15 protein-coding genes are annotated in these 19,189 nt (G+C 56.4%); 11 read left to right on the top strand and 4 right to left on the bottom strand.

The annotated features are described in order from the left end of the window. Nucleotides 1-45 precede the first annotated feature (45 nt). Nucleotides 46-858: a PaaX family transcriptional regulator gene (locus E8K88_RS09395; protein ID WP_136406409.1), complete on the bottom strand. Its 813-nt coding sequence runs from the start codon at nt 856-858 to the stop codon at nt 46-48. 64 nt (nt 859-922) lie between these two features. On the opposite strand from E8K88_RS09395, the gene E8K88_RS09390 reads away from it, so the two are divergent. Next, nucleotides 923-1,714, top strand: a complete 792-nt coding sequence (locus E8K88_RS09390; RefSeq protein ID WP_136406444.1) for a crotonase/enoyl-CoA hydratase family protein — start codon at nt 923-925, stop codon at nt 1,712-1,714. Between the two features lie 32 nt (nt 1,715-1,746). Next, entirely contained in the window at nt 1,747-3,309 is a 1,563-nt protein-coding gene (locus E8K88_RS09385) for a class I adenylate-forming enzyme family protein (protein WP_136406408.1), read from the top strand. A gap of 189 nt (nt 3,310-3,498) precedes the next feature. Here E8K88_RS09385 and E8K88_RS09380 read toward each other — a convergent pair whose 3' ends face one another. Together E8K88_RS09380 and rtcR are read right to left on the bottom strand one after the other, a co-directional pair. Then, nucleotides 3,499-3,963: a MaoC family dehydratase gene (locus tag E8K88_RS09380; RefSeq protein WP_136406407.1), complete on the bottom strand. Its 465-nt coding sequence runs from the start codon at nt 3,961-3,963 to the stop codon at nt 3,499-3,501. Between the two features lie 63 nt (nt 3,964-4,026). Further along, nucleotides 4,027-5,661 (bottom strand): RNA repair transcriptional activator RtcR, encoded by a 1,635-nt coding sequence (gene rtcR, locus E8K88_RS09375; protein ID WP_136406406.1) that lies wholly within the window; start codon nt 5,659-5,661, stop codon nt 4,027-4,029. A 700-nt stretch (nt 5,662-6,361) separates the two neighbouring features. Between rtcR and E8K88_RS09365 the strand changes: the two genes are divergently transcribed. From E8K88_RS09365 to pdxY, 8 genes are all read left to right on the top strand, one after another. Beyond that, nucleotides 6,362-7,507 (top strand): slipin family protein, encoded by a 1,146-nt coding sequence (locus E8K88_RS09365; protein ID WP_136406405.1) that lies wholly within the window; start codon nt 6,362-6,364, stop codon nt 7,505-7,507. 259 nt (nt 7,508-7,766) lie between these two features. Continuing rightward, nucleotides 7,767-8,969: an RtcB family protein gene (locus tag E8K88_RS09360; protein WP_136406443.1), complete on the top strand. Its 1,203-nt coding sequence runs from the start codon at nt 7,767-7,769 to the stop codon at nt 8,967-8,969. Nucleotides 8,970-9,073: 104 nt separating this feature from the next. Continuing rightward, nucleotides 9,074-10,162: an RNA 3'-terminal phosphate cyclase gene (gene rtcA / locus E8K88_RS09355; RefSeq protein ID WP_136406404.1), complete on the top strand. Its 1,089-nt coding sequence runs from the start codon at nt 9,074-9,076 to the stop codon at nt 10,160-10,162. Between the two features lie 277 nt (nt 10,163-10,439). After that, the gene (olsF, locus tag E8K88_RS09350) at nt 10,440-12,209 is read left to right on the top strand and encodes a bifunctional ornithine lipid synthase OlsF (RefSeq protein ID WP_136406403.1); all 1,770 of its coding nucleotides are present in this window, start codon (nt 10,440-10,442) and stop codon (nt 12,207-12,209) included. Between the two features lie 405 nt (nt 12,210-12,614). After that, nucleotides 12,615-14,243, top strand: coding sequence for a pseudouridine synthase (locus tag E8K88_RS09345; RefSeq protein ID WP_136406402.1), 1,629 nt, complete (start codon nt 12,615-12,617; stop codon nt 14,241-14,243). A gap of 358 nt (nt 14,244-14,601) precedes the next feature. Then, nucleotides 14,602-14,784: a hemin uptake protein HemP gene (hemP, locus tag E8K88_RS09340; RefSeq protein WP_136406442.1), complete on the top strand. Its 183-nt coding sequence runs from the start codon at nt 14,602-14,604 to the stop codon at nt 14,782-14,784. A gap of 475 nt (nt 14,785-15,259) precedes the next feature. Next, entirely contained in the window at nt 15,260-15,955 is a 696-nt protein-coding gene (locus tag E8K88_RS09335) for a Bax inhibitor-1 family protein (RefSeq protein ID WP_136406401.1), read from the top strand. A gap of 199 nt (nt 15,956-16,154) precedes the next feature. Then, nucleotides 16,155-17,012 (top strand): pyridoxal kinase PdxY, encoded by an 858-nt coding sequence (pdxY, locus tag E8K88_RS09330; RefSeq protein ID WP_136406400.1) that lies wholly within the window; start codon nt 16,155-16,157, stop codon nt 17,010-17,012. Between the two features lie 129 nt (nt 17,013-17,141). Here pdxY and E8K88_RS09325 read toward each other — a convergent pair whose 3' ends face one another. Then, entirely contained in the window at nt 17,142-18,095 is a 954-nt protein-coding gene (locus E8K88_RS09325) for a tripartite tricarboxylate transporter substrate-binding protein (protein ID WP_240754434.1), read from the bottom strand. A gap of 492 nt (nt 18,096-18,587) precedes the next feature. Between E8K88_RS09325 and E8K88_RS09320 the strand changes: the two genes are divergently transcribed. Further along, a complete protein-coding gene (locus E8K88_RS09320; protein ID WP_136406398.1) occupies nt 18,588-19,016 on the top strand; it encodes a hypothetical protein in 429 nt (142 codons plus the stop codon). Nucleotides 19,017-19,189 lie beyond the last annotated feature (173 nt).

Below are 19,189 nucleotides of genomic sequence, written 5' to 3'. Positions count from 1 at the left end.
TCGTGAGCGGTGTGAGCGGCTCCAAGCACCTGCCACAAGGTCAATTCACCGGGCTTCTTCAAACCATTGAGACCATAAATTTCTTGCCTCACGTTGGTACTGGGTTGCGAGTAGCAGCAGCTTGTCGCGAGAGGTCCGTGGCATCATTTCAATAGGTAGAACCGGATCGCGCACAAGATGTGCAATGACAGCCCTGCCTAGCAGCAATGACTCTTTGGCAGCCGCACCAAGCGGCAAATGCGGCAACGCCGCAGTGCTCTGCTCCAATGCAGCAATAAAGGCGTCATCGGTACGGATGAGTTGCTCAATATCCCACAAATGCATCGCTTGGCTCTGATCCTGCTGCTCGAACGCAGACGCTTTAAACACAATGGCGCTGCGTGCCATGCCCAGTTCTCGCAATCTGCGCGACTGCACAGCGATTCCCCCTTTCAAATTATTGGGGCGCACGTGCAGTCCAGGCCGCAATTCTTTGATGCCAAACAAGGCCAGCGAAAGCGCATGGCGGCGCCTCACGGCCCTGTCTGATTTGCTCAGATTGCCATCGTAAACAGCAATCCAGTCGCGCTCTCGCCAAGCAACTGCCAGCGCATGCTTGTTCTGCCATTGGTCAACCGTGCGATGCAGTGCGCGCACATCCCGGGCAAGACTGTACAGACCCCGCTGACTGCGCTGGATCTTCCCGTCCGTCACCAGTCTGGTGAGGCCCACACGCATCGTTGCCTGCGAAATTCCCATCAGTTCACCAACCCTGCAGATCGCGTTCGCGCTAAGAGGCGCATCACGCGCCATCAGCAGATCCAAAATGAGCACCGGCGTTCTGGGCACGCGCAGCTCAATATTACGTAAAGAGTGCATATTTGCGAAATGTTGAAATGTTTCCTATTATGGATTTTTCAATGAAAAAGGAAATATTTACATGATGGCTGCCAAGCATGTTCTCTATGAAAAGATCGACAACATATGCGTGATCACTTTGAACAAACCAGAACGTCGCAATGCCATAGACGGCCCGATGGCCATCGAGCTGCGCGAGGCATTTGAACGCTTCAATGGCGATGACGCTACACGTGTGGCGATTCTCACAGGCACCGGAGGAAGCTTTTGCGCAGGAGGTGATTTGACTTCCGTGGGTGATCCCACACGGCGCTCAGAAGTCGACCCTGAAGGTGGCGGGACCGGCCCACTGGGCCCGACACGCATGGTGCTGGACAAGCCCCTGATTGCCGCCATCAATGGCTATGCCGTCGCTGGCGGGCTTGAATTGGCAGTCATGGCCGACATGCGGGTGGCCGATGAGGATGCGGTATTTGGTGTGTTCTGCCGCCGCTGGGGTGTGCCGCTCATCGATGGCGGCACGGTCCGCCTGCCACGCATCGTTGGCATGGGCCATGCAATGGACATGATTTTGACTGGCCGTCCTGTGAGCGCACCAGAAGCGCAGTCAATGGGCCTGGTCAATCGCATCACCCCCACAGGAGGTGCCTTGGAAGAGGCCAAAAATCTGGCCCGGCAGATCGCGGCGTTTCCACAGGCCTGCATGCTGGCTGACCGCCGTTCCGCACATGAGCAATGGGGCATGGACTATGCCGCCGCGATCCGCAACGAAGGCCGCCTGGGGGCGCCCATCGTGCAAGCAGAAGGCGTAACGGGCGCTGCGCGCTTCGTCAGTGGTGTTGGACGGCATGGCGCATTCGAGCACAAGGCCCAGTAAAGCAGATCAAGAACAACCATAGGAGACAAACAATGAGCATTCACAACAGTACGCAGCCGCTGCAAGCGCATGGCCCGACCTACCTCGAATTGATCCGCAGAGGTGCACAACAACACGGCCCACGAGTGGCCATTGAGTTCCAGAATCAAACCCTGAGCTTTAGCGAAGTGGACACACTCAGCTCGCGCCTGGCCAACGCCATGCAAGCGGCAGGCATGGCCGCACACCAACGTGTGGGCCTGCTGATCAGCAATGGCCTCTACAGCGTGCCGGTTGATTTTGCATGCGTGAAAGCGGCGCTCAACAGAGTCCCCCTGAATGCACGCATCTCGCTTCAAGAGCACCTGAAAATGCTCACCAGCACTGGCTGCACCCACCTCATCTACAGTGCTGATCTGCGTGATCGGGCGCAAGCGCTCTCAGCTGCGCTGCCCTCACTGGTCTGCCTGGGCTTAGACGACGCCCTGCCTGGTCAGGTTGACTTAATGGCACAGGCACAGTCCGCATCAGCGCAGGCGCCCACAGTAGTGATCAAGCCAGATGACGTGGTGCTGACATTGTTTACCTCTGGCACCACCGGCACCTTGAAGGCAGCGCAGCACACGCAGGCCTCTTATGCGGCGATCTGTCGCAATGTCATGCTCAACCTGATTGACGTTCAGCCAGATGATGCCATGCTGCATGCCGCCTCAATGATCCATGCCAGTGGCACATTTGTGCTGCCATTTTGGCTGCGGGGTGCTCGCACCGTCATTCTCTCCAGCTTCGAGCCCAAGAACTTCTTGCATGCCATAGAAAAGCACCGCATCTCGGCCATCAATCTGGTGCCAACCATGCTGCAGATGCTGCTCGAATGCGAGGATTTTTCCAGCACCAACGTCGCAACACTGCGCAGCGTGATCTACGGCGCCTCGCCAATGCCCCGCGCAACGCTCACCAAAGCCATGGCGGCATGGGGACAGCACCGTTTTTGGCAGTACTACGGCCAAACAGAAGTGCCGCTTTGCATCTGTGTGCTGCGTCCTGAACACCATACGGGCGACTTGCTTTCTGCATGCGGCCAAGTGTCGCTAGATGTTGAGGTGCGTCTGGTCGATGAAAACGGACAAGACGTTGCTGCCGGCATGCCGGGCGAGGTCCTTGTACGCGCGCCCTCCAGCGTGCTGGGCTACTACGATGCACCGGAGCTGAATGCACAAACGTTTGATGAACAAGGCTGGGTGCATACACGCGATGTGGGCCTGTTTGACGACAACGGCTTTCTCCACCTCAAAGACCGCACCTCGGACATGATCATCACAGGCGGCTACAACGTCTACCCCCGTGAGGTGGAGGACGTTTTGCTGACCCATCCGGCCATTCTCGAGTGCGCCGTTTTCGGACTGCCAGACAGCAAATGGGTCGAAGCAGTCACCGCCGCTGTCGTGCTGCGTCCGGGCCATGCGCTGAGCCAAGACGAGCTAATCCAATATGCACTAGAGCAACTGGCATCCTACAAAAAACCTACACGGGTGCTGTTTGTCGATGCCATTGCCAAAACAGCCGTAGGCAAACTCAACCGCAAAGAGCTCAAAAGGCTCTACGCCCCACAATAAACCATACTAAGAGCGGCCAACACAACCCAGAAAACCGAAGGTTTGCGCTTGAGACTAGGCGCAAACCGCAGGCAGTACTGGTCGTACGACAAGGTATTGCTTTCGACGTATCAAGGGTGGTGTCAGCCGTTCTAAGTCACCCAAAAACACGGGCGTCGGGTATTGCTCAGGACGCGCGCGCTCACTCCATCAGGCTTTGCCGCCATACACACGGGTCAGCGATTCGGCCACGCAAACCGGTTTATCCTGGCCCTCGCGCTCCACCGTCACCAGCCAGGTGATTTGCAAACCCTGGTTGTCCAAAGGCTCGGTATTGGCCAGTGTCAAACGCGCGCGCAAGCGGCTATTGACCGGCACCGGCGAGGTAAAGCGCACTTTGTTCAGGCCATAGTTCAGGCCCATCACCACGCCATCAATCCGGCAGGCCTCCTCCATGAAGCCCGCCAGCAAGGACAGCGTGAAAAAGCCGTGCGCCACGGTCGTGCCAAACGGACCTTTGGCGGCGCGTTCGGTGTCCACGTGAATCCACTGGTGATCGCCCGTGGCTTCTGCAAACAAATTGATTTGCTCTTGCGTGATCTCACGCCAAGCGGTGACAGTCACCTCCTGCCCTTTCAGGGCGGTCAGCTCTGCATATGATTGAAAGGTTTTCATGCCTGCACGATAGCCATTGCCCATGCACGCTGCTGTCTGCCTTGCGACACCCAAGGGGATTCACTAGTCCAGGCGCAGCGATGCCTGAGCCACCACCCGCTCCCAAGTCAGGCCATGTTTGAGCAGGTACTTGCGCAAGCGGTCCGAATCATTGACCGCGCTGCGCTGCGCGCGCGATTGGTCAAACAAGCGGCGCCCGGCCTCGGCCAAATTCTTGCATTCGCGGCACACGGCCAGCACCGCTTGCAACTGCAGGCGATCAAACAAATCCATCGCTTGCCATTGCTCGGCAGGCAGCAACGCTTCCAGGTTTTGAGTGACCGCGCGTTGCGGCGATTGCTGCTCAAGCGCGTGTTGCCACAGCCATTGCAGGCGCTTGATTTCAGCAGCCACCAAAGCCGTCGAAATCCGTCCACCATCGGCCAGCGTGGCCAAGCGGGTGATGCTGGCCATCAGGTCGCGGAAATTGCCGGTCCACAGCGCCTCGTCCGACTGCGCGTAGTCCAGGTACTGGGCTCTGGCCTCAGCATGAAAGCGCACGACCCGGCCCTCCTCGGCAGCAAAGCGCTCCAGCACATAGTCGATATTGGGGCCAATGTCTTCACGCCGCGCAGCCAGCCCAGGCAAGGCATAAGACCAGAGGTTGATACGCGCAAACAAGTCTTCGCGAAAGAGGCCCTGCACCACGGCTTCTCGCAAATCGCGGTTGGTGCCAGCAATCAGCTGGAAATCGCTGGTGACCTCCTTGTCACTGCCCATGGGCAAAAAACGCTTGTCTTCAATCGCCTTGAGCAGCATCGCTTGCTCGTCCTGACCCAGCTCGCCAATTTCATCCAGAAACAAGACGCCGCCGTGCGCGGTGCGCAACAAACCAGCGCGCTCTGCCGCTGCACCGGTGAACGCGCCTTTTTTATGGCCGAACAAGGCTGCGGCTGCGCCATCGCCACGCAAGGTCGCACAATTGACCTCAACAAATGGGCCCTGCACCTGGTGGCGCAGTTGCTTGAGTTCGTACATGCGCTTGGCCAAATGCGATTTGCCCGCGCCAGTGGGCCCAGTCAGCAGAACCGGCGCTTTGGAGCGCACTGCAACCTGCTCAATCTCTTCAATCAACTGGTTAAAGCCAGCATTGCGGGTGGCAATACCGCTTTTGAGATGCAGTTGCGCATCGTGCTGTGCCTGGTCAAAACGCTTGGCCAGGATGTCGTAGCGCTGCAAGTCCAGATCAATCAGCGTATAGCTGCCGGCTTCTCCGCCTTCGCGTTGCTTGCGCGGCGGCGAAGTCTGGCACAACACGCCAGGAATAAAGCGCGACTCGACCATCAGGAACATGCAAATCTGCGCCACATGCGTGCCGGTGGTGATGTGGGCCCAGTAATCCTCATGCTCGGTGTCAAACGAGTACTGGCGCACCCAGTCGTACAAACTGGCGTACACCTCGCCAAAGTCCCACGGATTGGCCGCTTCAACGGCGTGCAAACGCACCTCGGTCTGCGGCGAGAGCCGCTGCATATCGGCTTGCAGCACATCGGCCAAGGCCTGGTATTGCGGTGCGTACAGCAGCTCAAAGCGCTCCACCAGCAAGTCTTCGTGCTGCACCAATGACAGGCTGGGACGCCATTTGCCCCAGCGCCCGGCGCCAAGGCCCGAATCCAGTTGCGTGCCCATGTAGCCAATGACGACGGTTTTTTTGCCCATGACTGTGTATTTATTTATCTAAAAATATATCTATATTTCTATTTTACCCAATCAATTTATTCAAAGGTAAATAGATTGTTTATTAATAAATCAATATTTATCAAATACTTATAAAAATTCATATACACCATTTTGCAGCTGGCACAGTTTTCGCAAACTACCTCTGCATCCGAAGCAAGGCCTTGTGCTCACAGGCCAGGGTTGAGAAATGAGTTTCTGCCCTGCCGGTGCCAGAGGTTCGGGGCCTGGGCCCTGTTGACCGCTGGTATGCCGCACTCTGCCCCAGCTCGGATGAAAGCCTGACTAGGGTTAGCTTTTCTACGGAAAAGAAGGGTTCGAGTCCCTTACAGGCACCACTGGTAGCTCAGTCTGGTAGAGCACCCTTTTTAGAAAGGTTTGTCGCAGGTTCGACTCCTGCCCATTCGGTTGAAAAACCGGCTACTTGAAACCCCGCCGAACGCGGTGTTCGCAGGCCTTGCAGGTTGCACCATCGGGTGCACCTGCAAGCCCCACAAACACCGTCAGCGATGGCAGCTTGCAGACCTTATGAATGCCAGCCGCGCTCGCAGCCAGCTAGTCAGCACAAGCACCGCTTGTATTGCAGCGCACTGCCAAGCCCAGGCCCTTAGCTTCTTTGGACTGCCCTGCCTGTGCTGTAACGGCAACCTCATTGAAGATAGACAAAATACTGGAAGCCGACATGGCAACTTTTGAACGCATCACCATCAAGAAAAACGAACGCGCATTGCTGCTGCGCAATGGCGATTTTGAGCGCGTACTGCACAGCGGCAGCCACTGGTTGATTGCCGCCACCGATGCCTTGCAGGTCGAGCGTTTCTCGCTGAACCAAGCCCGCTTCCAGCACGAGCTGGTCGACTACCTGTTGACGCAAGAGCCTGAAGTGGTGGCGGCCGAATTCACCGCGGTGCAACTGGCCGAACACGAAGTCGGCCTGCGCAGCGACAACGGCGTGCTGGTGGAAATCCTGCCACCGGCCACGCGTGCGCTGTACTGGAAGGGTCTGGTGCACACCCAGATCGACACCATTGACGTACAGGCTGCGCCCCAATTGCCAGACGATTTGCTCAAACGCATCACCAACCCACAACTGCGCAGCCAAGCCGTGCAGAACCTGGGCGGCGTGCTGCAAGTGCAGGTGCCAGAAGGCCATGTGGGTTTGCTGCGCATAGACGGCCAAGTCCAGCCTTTGCTGCCCGCTGGCAACTACGGTTTCTGGCGCTATGGCCGCCACATCGAGGTGGCGCTGGTGGATCTGCGCTTGCAAACCCAGGAGGTCTCGGGCCAGGAAATCATGACCCGCGACAAAGTCAGCCTGCGTTTGAACTTGCAAGCCAACTACCGCTTCAGCGATGTGCTGGCTGCGCACGCACAACTGCAAAAACCGGCCGACTATTTGTACCGCGAACTGCAGTTTGCCTTGCGCGCTGCAGTAGGCACACGCAGCCTGGATGAGTTGCTGGCCGATAAAACCAGCATCGACCAGGCGGTGATGGCACATATGGCGGCCAAGCTACCTGGCTTTGGCATGCAGCTCGAAAGCGTTGGCGTCAAAGACATTGTGCTGCCCGGTGAGATGAAAACGATTTTGACCCAGGTCGTGCAAGCCGAAAAGCAAGCCGAGGCCAACCTGATTCGCCGCCGCGAAGAAACCGCCGCCACGCGCTCTTTGCTCAACACCGCCAAAGTGATGGAAAACAACCCCGTCGCCTTGCGCATGAAAGAGCTGGAAACGCTAGAGCGCGTGGCCGAGCGCATCGACAAAATCTCGGTCTTTGGCGGTCTGGACCAGGTCCTCAATGGTTTAGTCCAGATACGCCAGCCCTGAGCACGAACAAGCAACACACGCTGGTGCATGCACAGCGCATGCGCCAGCACCTCGAAGATTGATTAGGATGGAGTGAATGACCATGACAAATAACAACATGCACCTTCAAGCGCAAGCCGCATCCCAAACACCGGAAGCGGTTGCCCAAGCACGCCTGACCCGTAAAGCCGCGGCTGCCCAGTCCCGCAATCAGCCACCCAAAGCACCCTGGAATGCGGCTGATTTTGAGAAGGCCGCAATCGATGGCGCCTACACCGAAATGCAAGTACCTGGTGGCGTGCCAGTGAAAATGTGGACCCACGGCGTGCCAGTGGAAAACGCTGCCAAAGAGCAGCTGGCCAATATCTCGCGCCTGCCGATTGTGTACAAGCATGTGGCCGTGATGCCCGATGTGCACCTGGGAATTGGCGCGACGATTGGCTCGGTCGTGCCGACCATCAAAGCGATTATTCCTGCCGCCGTCGGCGTGGATTTGGGGTGCGGAATGATGGCCTGCAAAACCACCTTGACGGCCAGCGATCTGCCAGAGAATCTGTCGGGCGTGCGCGCTGCGATTGAAAAAGCCGTGCCGGTAGGGATGACACCCAAACGCTATGGCCGCGATAAAGGCAGCTGGGAAACCCCGCCTTCAGAAACCGATGCGGCGTGGACCAATTTGGCCAAAGAGTTTGAAGAGATTTGCCAAGCCCATCCGCGTATTGCCAATACCAATAACTACAAGCATTTGGGAACACTGGGAACCGGCAACCATTTCATCGAGCTGTGCCTGGATGAAAACCAGGCGGTGTGGATCATGCTGCATTCCGGTTCACGCGGGGTAGGGAACGCCATTGGTTCGCACTTCATTGAACTGGCCAAAAAAGATGCCGAGCTGCACCAACGCAACTTGCCGCATCAGGATTTGGCTTATTTTGAGGAAGGCGCGCGTTATTTTGGCGATTACGTCAAAGGCGTGGGATGGGCGCAGAAATTCGCCGCCGCCAACCGCGAGGTGATGATGGTGCGCACCATCAACGCCTTGCGCAAAGTGATCACCAAGCCGTTTGAGACCCATACCGAGGCGGTGAACTGCCACCACAACTATGTGCAAAAAGAAACGCATTTTGGCCAAGAGGTGTTCGTCACCCGCAAAGGCGCGGTGAATGCCGAGGCGGGGAAACTGGGGATTATTCCGGGCAGCATGGGGGCCAAAAGCTTCATCGTGCGCGGCCGCGGCAACCCGGAAAGCTTCAACAGCTGCAGCCACGGCGCGGGTCGCACCATGAGCCGCACGCAGGCCAAAAAACTGTTCACCATCGAAGACCAGAAACGTGCGACCGAAGGTGTGGAATGCCGCAAAGATGCCGAGGTCATCGATGAAATCCCGATGGCCTATAAAGACATCGATGCGGTGATGCTGGCCCAGCGTGAGCTGGTCGATGTCGTGCATATCTTGAAGCAGGTGGTGTGTGTGAAAGGCTAATCGCTCTGCAAGCGCTGGGACGTATAGGCGTGCCCAAACGCTTGCTTTGGAACACAACACACCTGCTTTGCAATACAACAAGAACAGAGAACAGAGAGCAACACATGGTAGAAATAGACGGCGCCAGCGGCGAAGGCGGCGGCCAGGTACTGCGCACCGCGCTGGCCTTGTCGATGATCACCGGCCAACCCCTGCAAATCAGGCACATTCGCGCCAAACGGCCCAAACCCGGCCTGATGCGCCAGCACCTGACTTGCGTGCATGCGGCTGCGGCCATCAGTGGTGCAGCAGTCACTGGCGCGCAGCTGGGTTCGTCGGAGCTGGAATTTGCACCGCAAGCGGTTCGTCCCGGCGAGTACCGTTTTGCGATGGAGACAGCTGGCAGCTGCACCTTGGTGCTGCAAACCATTTGGCCAGCCTTGATGCTGGCCGATGCGCCCAGCCGCATCCACTTGAGCGGCGGCACCCACAACCCGATGGCGCCCTGCTTTCACTTTGTACAGCGCAGCTATGCACCGCTGCTGGCCAAACTGGGAGCGGCCAGCACGTTGGCATTGCAGCGCATGGGCTTTGCGCCAGCCGGTGGCGGCGTGATCGAGGCGCTGATTGAGCCTGCAAGCGTGCCGCTCACCCCACTCGATCTGGTGACACGCGGTACCAGCCTAGGTGGCTATGCCGAATCGTATGCGCCTGGCCTGGCGCGCAATATCGCCCACCGCGAGCTACAGCAACTGGGCCAATTGCTGGGCTGGAGCTACGAGAAAAAACAGTTACGCATAGGGCCTTGCAAGCAACACGAAGGGCCAGGCAATGCCTTGCTGGTGACTTTGGAGTATGCCAATACGACCCAGGTGATGAGCCGTTTAGGGCAAAAAAACACCAGCGCCGAGCAGGTCGCCAGCCAATTGGCCAAAGCCGTGCGGCGCTTTCAAATGCGCGAAGAAGCTGTACTCGATGAATACCTGGCCGATCAGTGGGCGCTGCCTTTGGCGCTTGCGGTATCGCGCAGCGGCCAGGCTGCGCAGTTCACGTGCACCGACATCAGCCTGCATGCGAGCACCAACTTCAGCGTGATAGAGCAGTTTTTACCCGTGCGCTTTATGTATGAGCAATGTACCGGCAAACACCACTCGTATTGGCTGGTGCGATGTGCGCCTTGTGATGCCCCCCTCACCCCATCTGGCCGCGGGTAATTGCGCTTGACGCCATCGCCTGCCTTGCGAAAAGATGGGCCGATGTCTGGCGCCGCCATCGCACCGCACTGCCCGGTTGGGAGCTTCTGCCTGCTGCCATTTTGAAACAGCATTGCAGCCAATCACCACAATCCCTGCACCGACAGGAGCGTTGTCACACGCCAGCCACGAATACTTCATAAACTCTCTTTGCAACCCCGCAGCACACCCACGCGCAGGGTTGGCCAATTGGCTGGTTACATACGATTTTTTTTCGATTTGCCTTAGGGGGCATGCTATGTTTTCCATCGAGAATGTTCTGAGTCGCCGTTACCCTCAGCTGCCGCAGAAAAGTCCGCGCGCCTACGGCTCTTTGGTCACACTTTTACGCTTTGTCTTCAAAGAGTCCGAGTTTCACAACTTCGCACAGCGCTACCCGCAGCTCAAAGGCTTTGATTTTGTAGAGCAGGTGCTGGAGTACTTTGGTTTTGCCACCACCGTCAGCGACCGCGATCTGGAGCACATCCCGGCCTGGGGCCGGGTTGTGATCATCTCAAACCACCCGATTGGCAGTCTGGACGGCTTGGCACTGCTCAAAATGGTGGGGCAGGTGCGCCGCGACGTGAAGATCGTGGCCAATGATGTGCTGCAACACTTGCAGCCACTGCACAGCCTGCTGCTGCCGGTTGACAATATGGGCCAGCAAACGCGCCGCGACAACATCCGCGCGATCGAGGCGCACTTGCAAGATGAGGGCGCAGTCATCATCTTCCCAGCTGGCGAAGTCTCACGCATCGCGCCCCAAGGCGTGCGAGACAGCAAATGGAATTCGGGCTTTTTGCGCTTTGCCAGCAAAACCCGGGCCCCAATCTTGCCGCTGTTCATCGACGCCCACAACTCGGTGTTCTTCTATGGCCTGTCGATTGTTGCCAAGCCCTTGTCGACGATGTGGCTGGTGCGGGAGATGTTCAAGCACACGAACCGCACGGTGCGCATCCACATTGGTCACGCCATCGCCTACGACACCTATGCGTCGCTGCCGGGCGACTGGAGGCTGCGCACCAAGATGTTCAAGCACCACGTCTACAAAATTGCCAAAGGCCGCGAAGCCTCGTGCTTTCGCAGCAATGCCCAAAGCATTGCCCACCCGGAAGACCGCCAAACGCTCAAAACCACGCTGCGCCAGTGCCCGCTTTTGGGCATGACCCGCGAAGGCTTGCATATTCGGCTCTACCAGTTTGAGGAAGACTCCAGCGTGATGCGTGAATTGGGCCGGCTGCGTGAGGTCAGCTTCCGCGCCGTCGGCGAAGGCACAGGCCGCCGGCGCGACAGTGACCTGTACGACAGCCAGTACGAACACATCGTGCTGTGGGACGATGAGGCGCTGGAAATTGTCGGCTCCTACCGCTTGCGCAAGATCTCGCAAATGCCCACTGCCGCAGTGCAGCAGCCCAGCAGCAACGACCAACAAACACATCCAGACACCGCCCTCAACCAACTGGCCAAAGAGCTCTATAGCAACACCTTATTCGATTACCAGCCAGCAGCCCTGCCCTACCTGGAGCAAGGCGTGGAGCTGGGACGCAGCTTTGTGCAGCCTCGCTACTGGCGGCAAAATGGCCTGGATCTGCTCTGGCGCGGCATTGGCGCGTATTTGAAGCAACACCCTGAGGTGCGTTTTTTGCTCGGGCCAGTGAGCATCAGCAAGCGCTTCCCGCCTTTGGCACAGGCATTGCTGAGCAGCTTTTACAGCCACTTCTACCCTGCTAAGCACGCTATTGCACATGCGCGCACCCCGCTGCAATTGACCAGTGTCGATGGCCTGCCCGACTGGAGCGGCATGGAGTACCGCCAAGCCTTGAACACGTTGAGAAGCGCCTTGGACCAGATGGGTTTGTCGATTCCGCCGCTGTTCAAGCAATACACCGAGGTCTATGAAGATGGCGGCGTGCAGTTTGTCGCCTTCAACACCGATGCAGCCTTTTCAGACTGCGTGGACGGCCTGGTGGTCGCTGACTTGCAATACCTCAAAGCCAATCGCAGAAAACGTTATATCGGCGACGAGTGAGCAGCACTTAGAACGTGTTAGAACGCNCGCAGAAAACGTTATATCGGCGACGAGTGAGCAGCACTTAGAACGTGTTAGAACGCGTTTACGATCTTTTTGCAGTCGCGCAAGGCACAAAAAAGAGGCAAGGCAAGGCGCCTGTTGCCGCTCATACGTCTGTATGAGCACAACGGGCAACGCCGCAATGCGCTTTTTTGTGCCTTGCCCTCTGGGTTGGAGCCAAAAAGGCACGCTGCTTTGTTAAAAATCCTCGCCGGGCAAATAGCCCGACTGCGGTTTTTGTCGCGCATCGTATCCTTTTGGGCTCCAACGCGGTCTGTAAAAAGATCGTAAACACGTTCTTACGCAATCACTTCAAGCGATCGGCTACAGTGCTGACTTGCTAGGTTTTTTATCGATTGCGCCATGACTGCTCCCACGCCCCCCGAACGCCCGACCCTGACTTTATCCAAAACGGCCACACCCGCCGAGGGGTCTGCGCCAGCAAGCCGCAGTACGCCGCGCAATCAGGCTGGCGCCAGCAAAGGGCAAACGGGCAATGCGTGGGCTAAGCCACAACGCCAAACCAATACACCGCGCGCCAACACGCTGCGTTTGGATGGCTCTGCCCCGGCCAGCAACACGCCAAAACAGCCCGCCAAGCCGGCTGGCGCGCCAGCGAGACCATTCAGCCAGCCCAAAGGAGCTGAAAGTCGCAGCACACCGCGCAACCAGACTGGTGCTTATGGCTCATTCAATCGCCAAGACAATCGCCCAACGGACGATGCCTGGGGCAAGCCGCAGCGCCAAGACAACGCACCACGCGGCGGCAATAACCGCTTTGATGCACCTGCGCCATCCAATCACGACTCCAGGCCAGCGCGTGCGCCTGCAGGCCGCAGCACGCCACAAAACCAAACCCGCGCTTACGGCTCTTTCAATCGCCAAGACAATCGCCCAACGGACGATGCCTGGGGCAAGCCGCAGCGCCAAGACAACGCACCACGCGGCGGCAATAACCGCTTTGATGCACCTGCGCCATCCAATCACGACTCCAGGCCAGCGCGTGCGCCTGCAGGCCGCAGCACGCCACAAAACCAAACCCGCGCTTACGGCTCTTTCAATCGCCAAGACAATCGCCCAGCGGACGATGCCTGGAGCAAGCCACAACGCCAAGGCGGCGCACCACGCGGCGGCGATAGACACTTTGACGCACCAACGCCGCGCAACAACGAATACAAACGCCCCGCCGCACAAACACCAAGACAAGCACCGGCGGCCAGCGCAGAAGGTGTGCGCCTGAACAAGTATTTGGCCGACCAGCAATGGTGCTCACGCCGTGAAGCCGACCAATGGATTGAGCGCGGCTGGGTCACAATCAATGGCAAGCCCGTTGAGATGGGGCAACGCGTGCAAGAAGGGGATCGCGTGCATGTGGCCGCGGTGGCGCACGAGCACCAGGCGCAACTGAGCACGATCATTTTGCACAAACCGGTCGGCTACGTCAGTGGCCAGGCAGAAGATGGCCACCAACCCGCGCTGGTATTGATCACCGAGCAGAACCAGTGGCAACAAGGCGGGCTCACCCAGCGCAAGAATCCGCGCTCGCTCATGGGCTTTGCACCGGCTGGCCGCCTGGACATCGACTCGACCGGTATTCTGATCCTGACGCAAGATGGCCGTATGGCCAGGCACATCATTGGTGAGATGAGTGAGGTCGATAAAGAATACCTGGTGCGCGTGAGCTACGCTGCACCTGACAACCAAACGATTTCTGTTGACGTGCAAAGCCATTTTCCTGCCGAGCAACTGGCGCTGTTGCGCCATGGGCTGTCACTGGATGGCGTTGCACTCAAGCCGGCGGAGGTCGATTGGCAAAACCCAGAGCAATTGCGCTTTGTATTGCGCGAAGGCAAAAAACGCCAGATTCGCCGCATGTGCGAACAAGTCGGCCTGCATGTGACCGCCCTCAAACGCGTTCGCATTGGGCAACTCGCGCTGGGCATGCTCCCTCCAGGCCAATGGCGCTACTTGGGCGAGCACGAAACCATTTAAGCGCGCTGTTCCTCATCCCACGCAAACTGCGTTGAAGCACTAGCAAAAGCTGCAAGGCAGTCCTGACGCACTGCCGCGGCGCCAACGGTAATCACACGCCAGTGTGGGCTTCGACAGACGTCCAGTGGTGTTTTTGTCTCTGACACCACTGCGATCGGATCGCGACAACACCTCTCTAGCTCTGCGAAGGCGATAGCCTGAAAAAAACCAAGGGTATTTCAACAAAACACTTGCGCAAGCAAATAAGAATAATTATCATTAGCTTCATCGAGAGCATCACGAGGCCACAAGGGATGGACAATCCCTTCCAAGGGCTTGAATTGTGCAAATAGTCGTGAATTATTTTGATCGTTTTGCAATGACCCTAGCTAACAAAAACCCGCATGAGCCAGCCAGCCCTGTGCACATCGCCGCCAACAATACTGCCGCTTTGGAAAGCCTTGAGCTTTTGAAAGGTCAGAAATCTGTAACGATTCACCATAACGGCTCGCTGTACCGCCTTCAAGCCACCAAATTGGGCAAGTTGATTCTCACCAAATAAATTTTCTTGCCGATAGCACGACCGTTTCATCGTGGGGCGACCAGAGCTTTCTGATAGGCTCAACCAGGTCGTTTTAGCCAGCCACAGGTTGATTACCCAATAGCCAGGCTTTTTTTGAGAACAGTTGCTATCGCCAACTCTGAAGCAGTTTCATCGTGGGGCGACCCGAATCTTGTCTACAAGATATAGCTAGGTCGTTTTAGCCAGCCAACAGTTGTGCGATTGGGCACATCGCTGATTAGCCAAGCTTTTTTTCCACACAATATGCTTACAAAGCGGATGCCAAGGCATCCGCTTTTTTTATGCCAGCAACTCGGTAGCAAGCACGTACAGCCTCAATCGCCACGCATTCATGGTTAATTATTTTTAACTTGAGCCGGGAAAAAACTTGCATACCGCAAGGTTTTGTGATTAAGCCAGAGCACACCATATAGAATTTCTTCACTAGATTTTCATTTTTACCGAGGAGATACGCATGAACCAACCATTTGGCGTGCCCAACCAGTCTGTTGAGTACGGTGCAATTACCCAGATGCGCAATCGTGTATTGCGCAATACGTATTGGTTGCTGGCCTTGTCGATGATCCCCACAGTGCTGGGCGCATACATCGGTTTGGTGACCGGCGTTGCCGCTTCACTGAGTGGAGTCGTCGGCTTAGTGGTGTTCTTTGCGGGCGCTTTTGGCTTTATCTATGCGATTGAGAAAACCAAAAACTCCAGCATGGGCGTGCTCTTGCTGCTGGCCTTTACTTTCTTCATGGGCGTTATGCTCTCGCGCTTGCTCTCCGTCATTCTGGGCATGGGCAATGGCACGCAACTGGTCATGACTGCGTTTGCTGGCACTGCTGCAGTGTTTGCCACAATGGCCACCATCGCGACAACGACCAAGCGTGATTTCTCTGGCGCTGGCAAATGGCTGATGGTCGGTGCGATTGTGATCATCGTGACCGCTTTGCTGAACGCTTTTGTATTCCAGTCCACTGCAATGATGGCCGCCCTGTCTGCTGCTGCAATTGCTTTGTTCAGCTTCTGGCTGATGTATGACATCAAGCGCATTGTTGATGGCGGCGAGACCAACTACATCTCTGCCACACTGTCGCTGTACCTGAGTGTCTTTAATATCTTCCAAAACTTGCTGATGTTGCTGGGCATTTTTGGTGGTGAAGACTAAGCGTTAAGCCACTACTCTGATGCAGCAGGCACAGCCATCGCTGCTTAGTAAAAAAACAAAAAGCCTCCTGACGGAGGCTTTTTGCTTGGAATGCCAGGCATTTTTCGTCTCAACACGCGCAGCCAGAAAATTCAAGTGCACAATAAAAGCAATCCATTGCTTTGCATGCGTTCACACGATTGACTCACCAAGCCGCCCTATGACTCCCATTGTTTTGTCCGTTCAGTCTCATGTCGCCTATGGCCATGCGGGAAATTCCGCCGCCGTCTTTCCTTTGCAACGACTGGGCATCGAGGTGCTGCCAGTGCATACAGTGCAGTTCTCTAACCACACCGGCTATGGCGCCTTTCGTGGCCAAGTGTTTGATGTCAATCACTTGCGCGAGGTATTTTTAGGTCTTGAAGACCGGGCTATTTTGCCGCGCATTGATGCTGTGCTCTCTGGTTATATGGGCGACAGCAGCATTGGCGATGCGATTTTGGACATCACAGCACGCATCAAAAGCGCCAACCCCAAAGCCGTGTATGTGTGCGACCCTGTCTTTGGCGATGTCGGGCGCGGTGTGTTTGTGCGTCCCGGAATTCCTGAATACCACCGCGACCATACGCTGGCAGCGGCGGACATCATCACGCCCAACCAATTTGAATTCGAGCAATTGATGGGCGTGACACTCCACTCTTTGGCCCATGCCATTGCCGTGGCCAAACAGTACATTGCTGGCAGCACAAAAACAGTGGTCATCACCAGCCTAATGACACCCGATATTGCCAGCGGCCAACTGGCCACCGTCGCCATCACAGCCCAGCAGGCTTGGGCCGTGCAGACGCCTTTGGTGGCAGTAACACCGCTGCCCAATGGCATGGGCGATGCATTCTCGGCCATTATTTTGGCGCATTTGCTGCAACACAAAACACTGCCGCAAGCTTTGGAGCAGGCCACCGCCAGCCTGTACGAATTGGTCAGCCATACCGAGGCTGGACAAAGGGACTTGCCACTGGTTGCGCAGCAGCAGCAAATTGTTGCGCCTAGCTCGCATTTCCAGGCAATAGCCGTGTAATTAACTGCGTCTGAAGCGTCTGTTCAGACTACAACAAAGAGTTGCGCAGGAATTGCGCCACTCAAAGCATGAAAAAAAGCCAGCAAATGCTGGCTTTTTTCAATATAGCAAGGCCATTATGTATAAGCATTAATCGGCGTATTGGCCAGCGGCTTTAATAACCGTGCCCCATTTGTCAATTTCAGCAGCAACAAAGGCTTTGTGCTCAGCGGGATTGACCCGGTTGTCAGACGCCACCACAGCGCCAAGGTCTTTCTGGCGTTGGATAAACTCGGGATCTTGCAATGCGGCTTTGAGGGCATCATTGACTTTGGTCAGCACCGCTTGTGGTGTGCCTTTTGGTGCGTACAAACCATGCCAGATTGTCACGTTAAAGTCTTTCAAACCCGACTCTGCCAAAGTTGGCACGTCTTTGTATACCTCGCCTTCCAAACGCTCAGGTGTTGTCACAGCATAAGCCTTGACTTTTTTACCTGCAATTTGCGCCGTGGTATTGGTGGTCTGGTCACACAGCAAATCGATCTGGCCGCCCAGCAAATCAGCAATCGCAGGCGCTGTACCACCGTAAGGAATAGTCACCATCTGGGTATTGGTTGCGTCCTGGAACATCAAACCGCACAGATGCGACGCCGAGCCCAAACCGGCATTGCCCAGGTTCACGCCATTTTTCTGCGACGCCATCCAAGTGGCCAATTCAGAGTAGTTATTGGCCTCCAGTGTGGGACGAGCAATCAGCGTCATAGGCACATCATTGATGATGCCCAGATACTCAAAATCATCCTGCACATTAAATGACAATTTGCGGTACAGGGAGGGAATGGTCGACATGCCAATATGGGTCAACAGCAGCGTATAGCCGTCCGGCGCAGCACGGGCAGCTTTGGCCACACCAATACTGCTGCCAGCACCGGCGGAGTTGTCGATCACCACTGACACATTGCCCAATTGCTTGCGAAAAGCCTCGGCAAAATCGCGCGCGACTTTATCGGTTGGGCCACCTGCCGTGAAAGGCACGATGATCGTAATTGGTTTAGCGGGATAGTCCTGCGCTTGCGCAGGAGTGGCAATGGCCATTACTGCCATGCAAACGGGCAACAAAGCCGCAGTAGAAAATTTCAGTGCCATTATCAATATCCTCATTAAATTGTAGAAATAGAATAGGGCGCAATACTACGCAGGCCAAGCCTACGACTGTACTGGGGCAAATACCAATCAGCGCTTTCTAATTATCGGATTATTAAAAACAGCGCCTGAAGCGACTGTCATTAAAGCTATAAGAATCACAAAAGTTGTTTTTTTATATTAAAAATCCAACAAAAATTTGGAGTTTTTTCAATGTCAAACAGGCACCCGCCAACCGTTACCAGTGGAAATTTAAAGGCCATTTAATTTCACAGCCATAGCACAGGCATAATAGGCGGTTGCGACTTTTGAAAACTTGTAATGCATGAGTCGCGATGGCCATCCCGAATGGCACCGATGTGGCGGTCATGGTCCCGTACCAATGACAGGAACTATCGCTGCGGCAAACACTGGCCGCCATGCCCCCTCCAGCAGTACACCCTCCTCTCTTGCATGATGTTTTCCCGCGCAACACTTCGCACCACCACAATAGCGCTGCTATTGGCGGTTTTGTGGGCGGTCTTGCACCCCAGCATCATCAATGCCGCCCAGTCCAGCACACATCGCGTGTTGGTCTGCACGCCCAACGGCATGGAGTGGATCGAGACATCGCAGCCCAGTCTTGAGTCTTTCCTGGCGCTGCAAGAGCGCAAGACTCCCCAACAGCGCACAAGCGACGCCGTTTTCCCATGGATGGCGCCCTGCCCATTCAGCCACGCCGGCCATGTTCTGCCTTTGCACGATGGCATGTTGCGTGTGGCCGATCCGCTGGCACACGCCTATGTCCTCTACCTGACAAGGTGGACTTACACCACCCCCATCGCTGCCACTGGCAAGCACTTGCGCATACCGCCACCGCGCGCGCCTCCTGCGCAGGTCTGAGCATCTGTTCACCCACTCTGCGTACTCCAAGCGCCAACAACCGCACTGCGCATGCCGCTGGGTGCCTGTTGGCACGCGCTACGCACAGCAGCCTCGGCTGCAAGAAATAGGCCCGCGATCCGCCTGCCATCGGCCGATGTGCTGGCGACTATGCGTGCTGCCCTCCTCCACGA

The organism is Lampropedia aestuarii (assembly GCF_004803635.1).
GTDB lineage: Bacteria > Pseudomonadota > Gammaproteobacteria > Burkholderiales > Burkholderiaceae_C > Lampropedia > Lampropedia aestuarii.
Note: the sequence above shows the minus strand (reverse complement) of the source record. Positions and strands in the feature narration are given on the sequence as shown.

Bases quoted from the DNA above. Each gene is read 5' to 3' on its own strand.
- E8K88_RS09395 (WP_136406409.1), bottom strand. From the start codon at position 858: ATGCACTCTTTACGTAATATTGAGCTGCGCGTGCCCAGAACGCCGGTG.
- E8K88_RS09390 (WP_136406444.1), top strand. From the start codon at position 923: ATGGCTGCCAAGCATGTTCTCTATGAAAAGATCGACAACATATGCGTG.
- E8K88_RS09385 (WP_136406408.1), top strand. From the start codon at position 1,747: ATGAGCATTCACAACAGTACGCAGCCGCTGCAAGCGCATGGCCCGACC.
- E8K88_RS09380 (WP_136406407.1), bottom strand. From the start codon at position 3,963: ATGAAAACCTTTCAATCATATGCAGAGCTGACCGCCCTGAAAGGGCAG.
- rtcR (WP_136406406.1), bottom strand. From the start codon at position 5,661: ATGGGCAAAAAAACCGTCGTCATTGGCTACATGGGCACGCAACTGGAT.
- E8K88_RS09365 (WP_136406405.1), top strand. From the start codon at position 6,362: ATGGCAACTTTTGAACGCATCACCATCAAGAAAAACGAACGCGCATTG.
- E8K88_RS09360 (WP_136406443.1), top strand. From the start codon at position 7,767: ATGCAAGTACCTGGTGGCGTGCCAGTGAAAATGTGGACCCACGGCGTG.
- rtcA (WP_136406404.1), top strand. From the start codon at position 9,074: ATGGTAGAAATAGACGGCGCCAGCGGCGAAGGCGGCGGCCAGGTACTG.
- olsF (WP_136406403.1), top strand. From the start codon at position 10,440: ATGTTTTCCATCGAGAATGTTCTGAGTCGCCGTTACCCTCAGCTGCCG.
- E8K88_RS09345 (WP_136406402.1), top strand. From the start codon at position 12,615: ATGACTGCTCCCACGCCCCCCGAACGCCCGACCCTGACTTTATCCAAA.
- hemP (WP_136406442.1), top strand. From the start codon at position 14,602: ATGACCCTAGCTAACAAAAACCCGCATGAGCCAGCCAGCCCTGTGCAC.
- E8K88_RS09335 (WP_136406401.1), top strand. From the start codon at position 15,260: ATGAACCAACCATTTGGCGTGCCCAACCAGTCTGTTGAGTACGGTGCA.
- pdxY (WP_136406400.1), top strand. From the start codon at position 16,155: ATGACTCCCATTGTTTTGTCCGTTCAGTCTCATGTCGCCTATGGCCAT.
- E8K88_RS09325 (WP_240754434.1), bottom strand. From the start codon at position 18,095: ATGGCAGTAATGGCCATTGCCACTCCTGCGCAAGCGCAGGACTATCCC.
- E8K88_RS09320 (WP_136406398.1), top strand. From the start codon at position 18,588: ATGATGTTTTCCCGCGCAACACTTCGCACCACCACAATAGCGCTGCTA.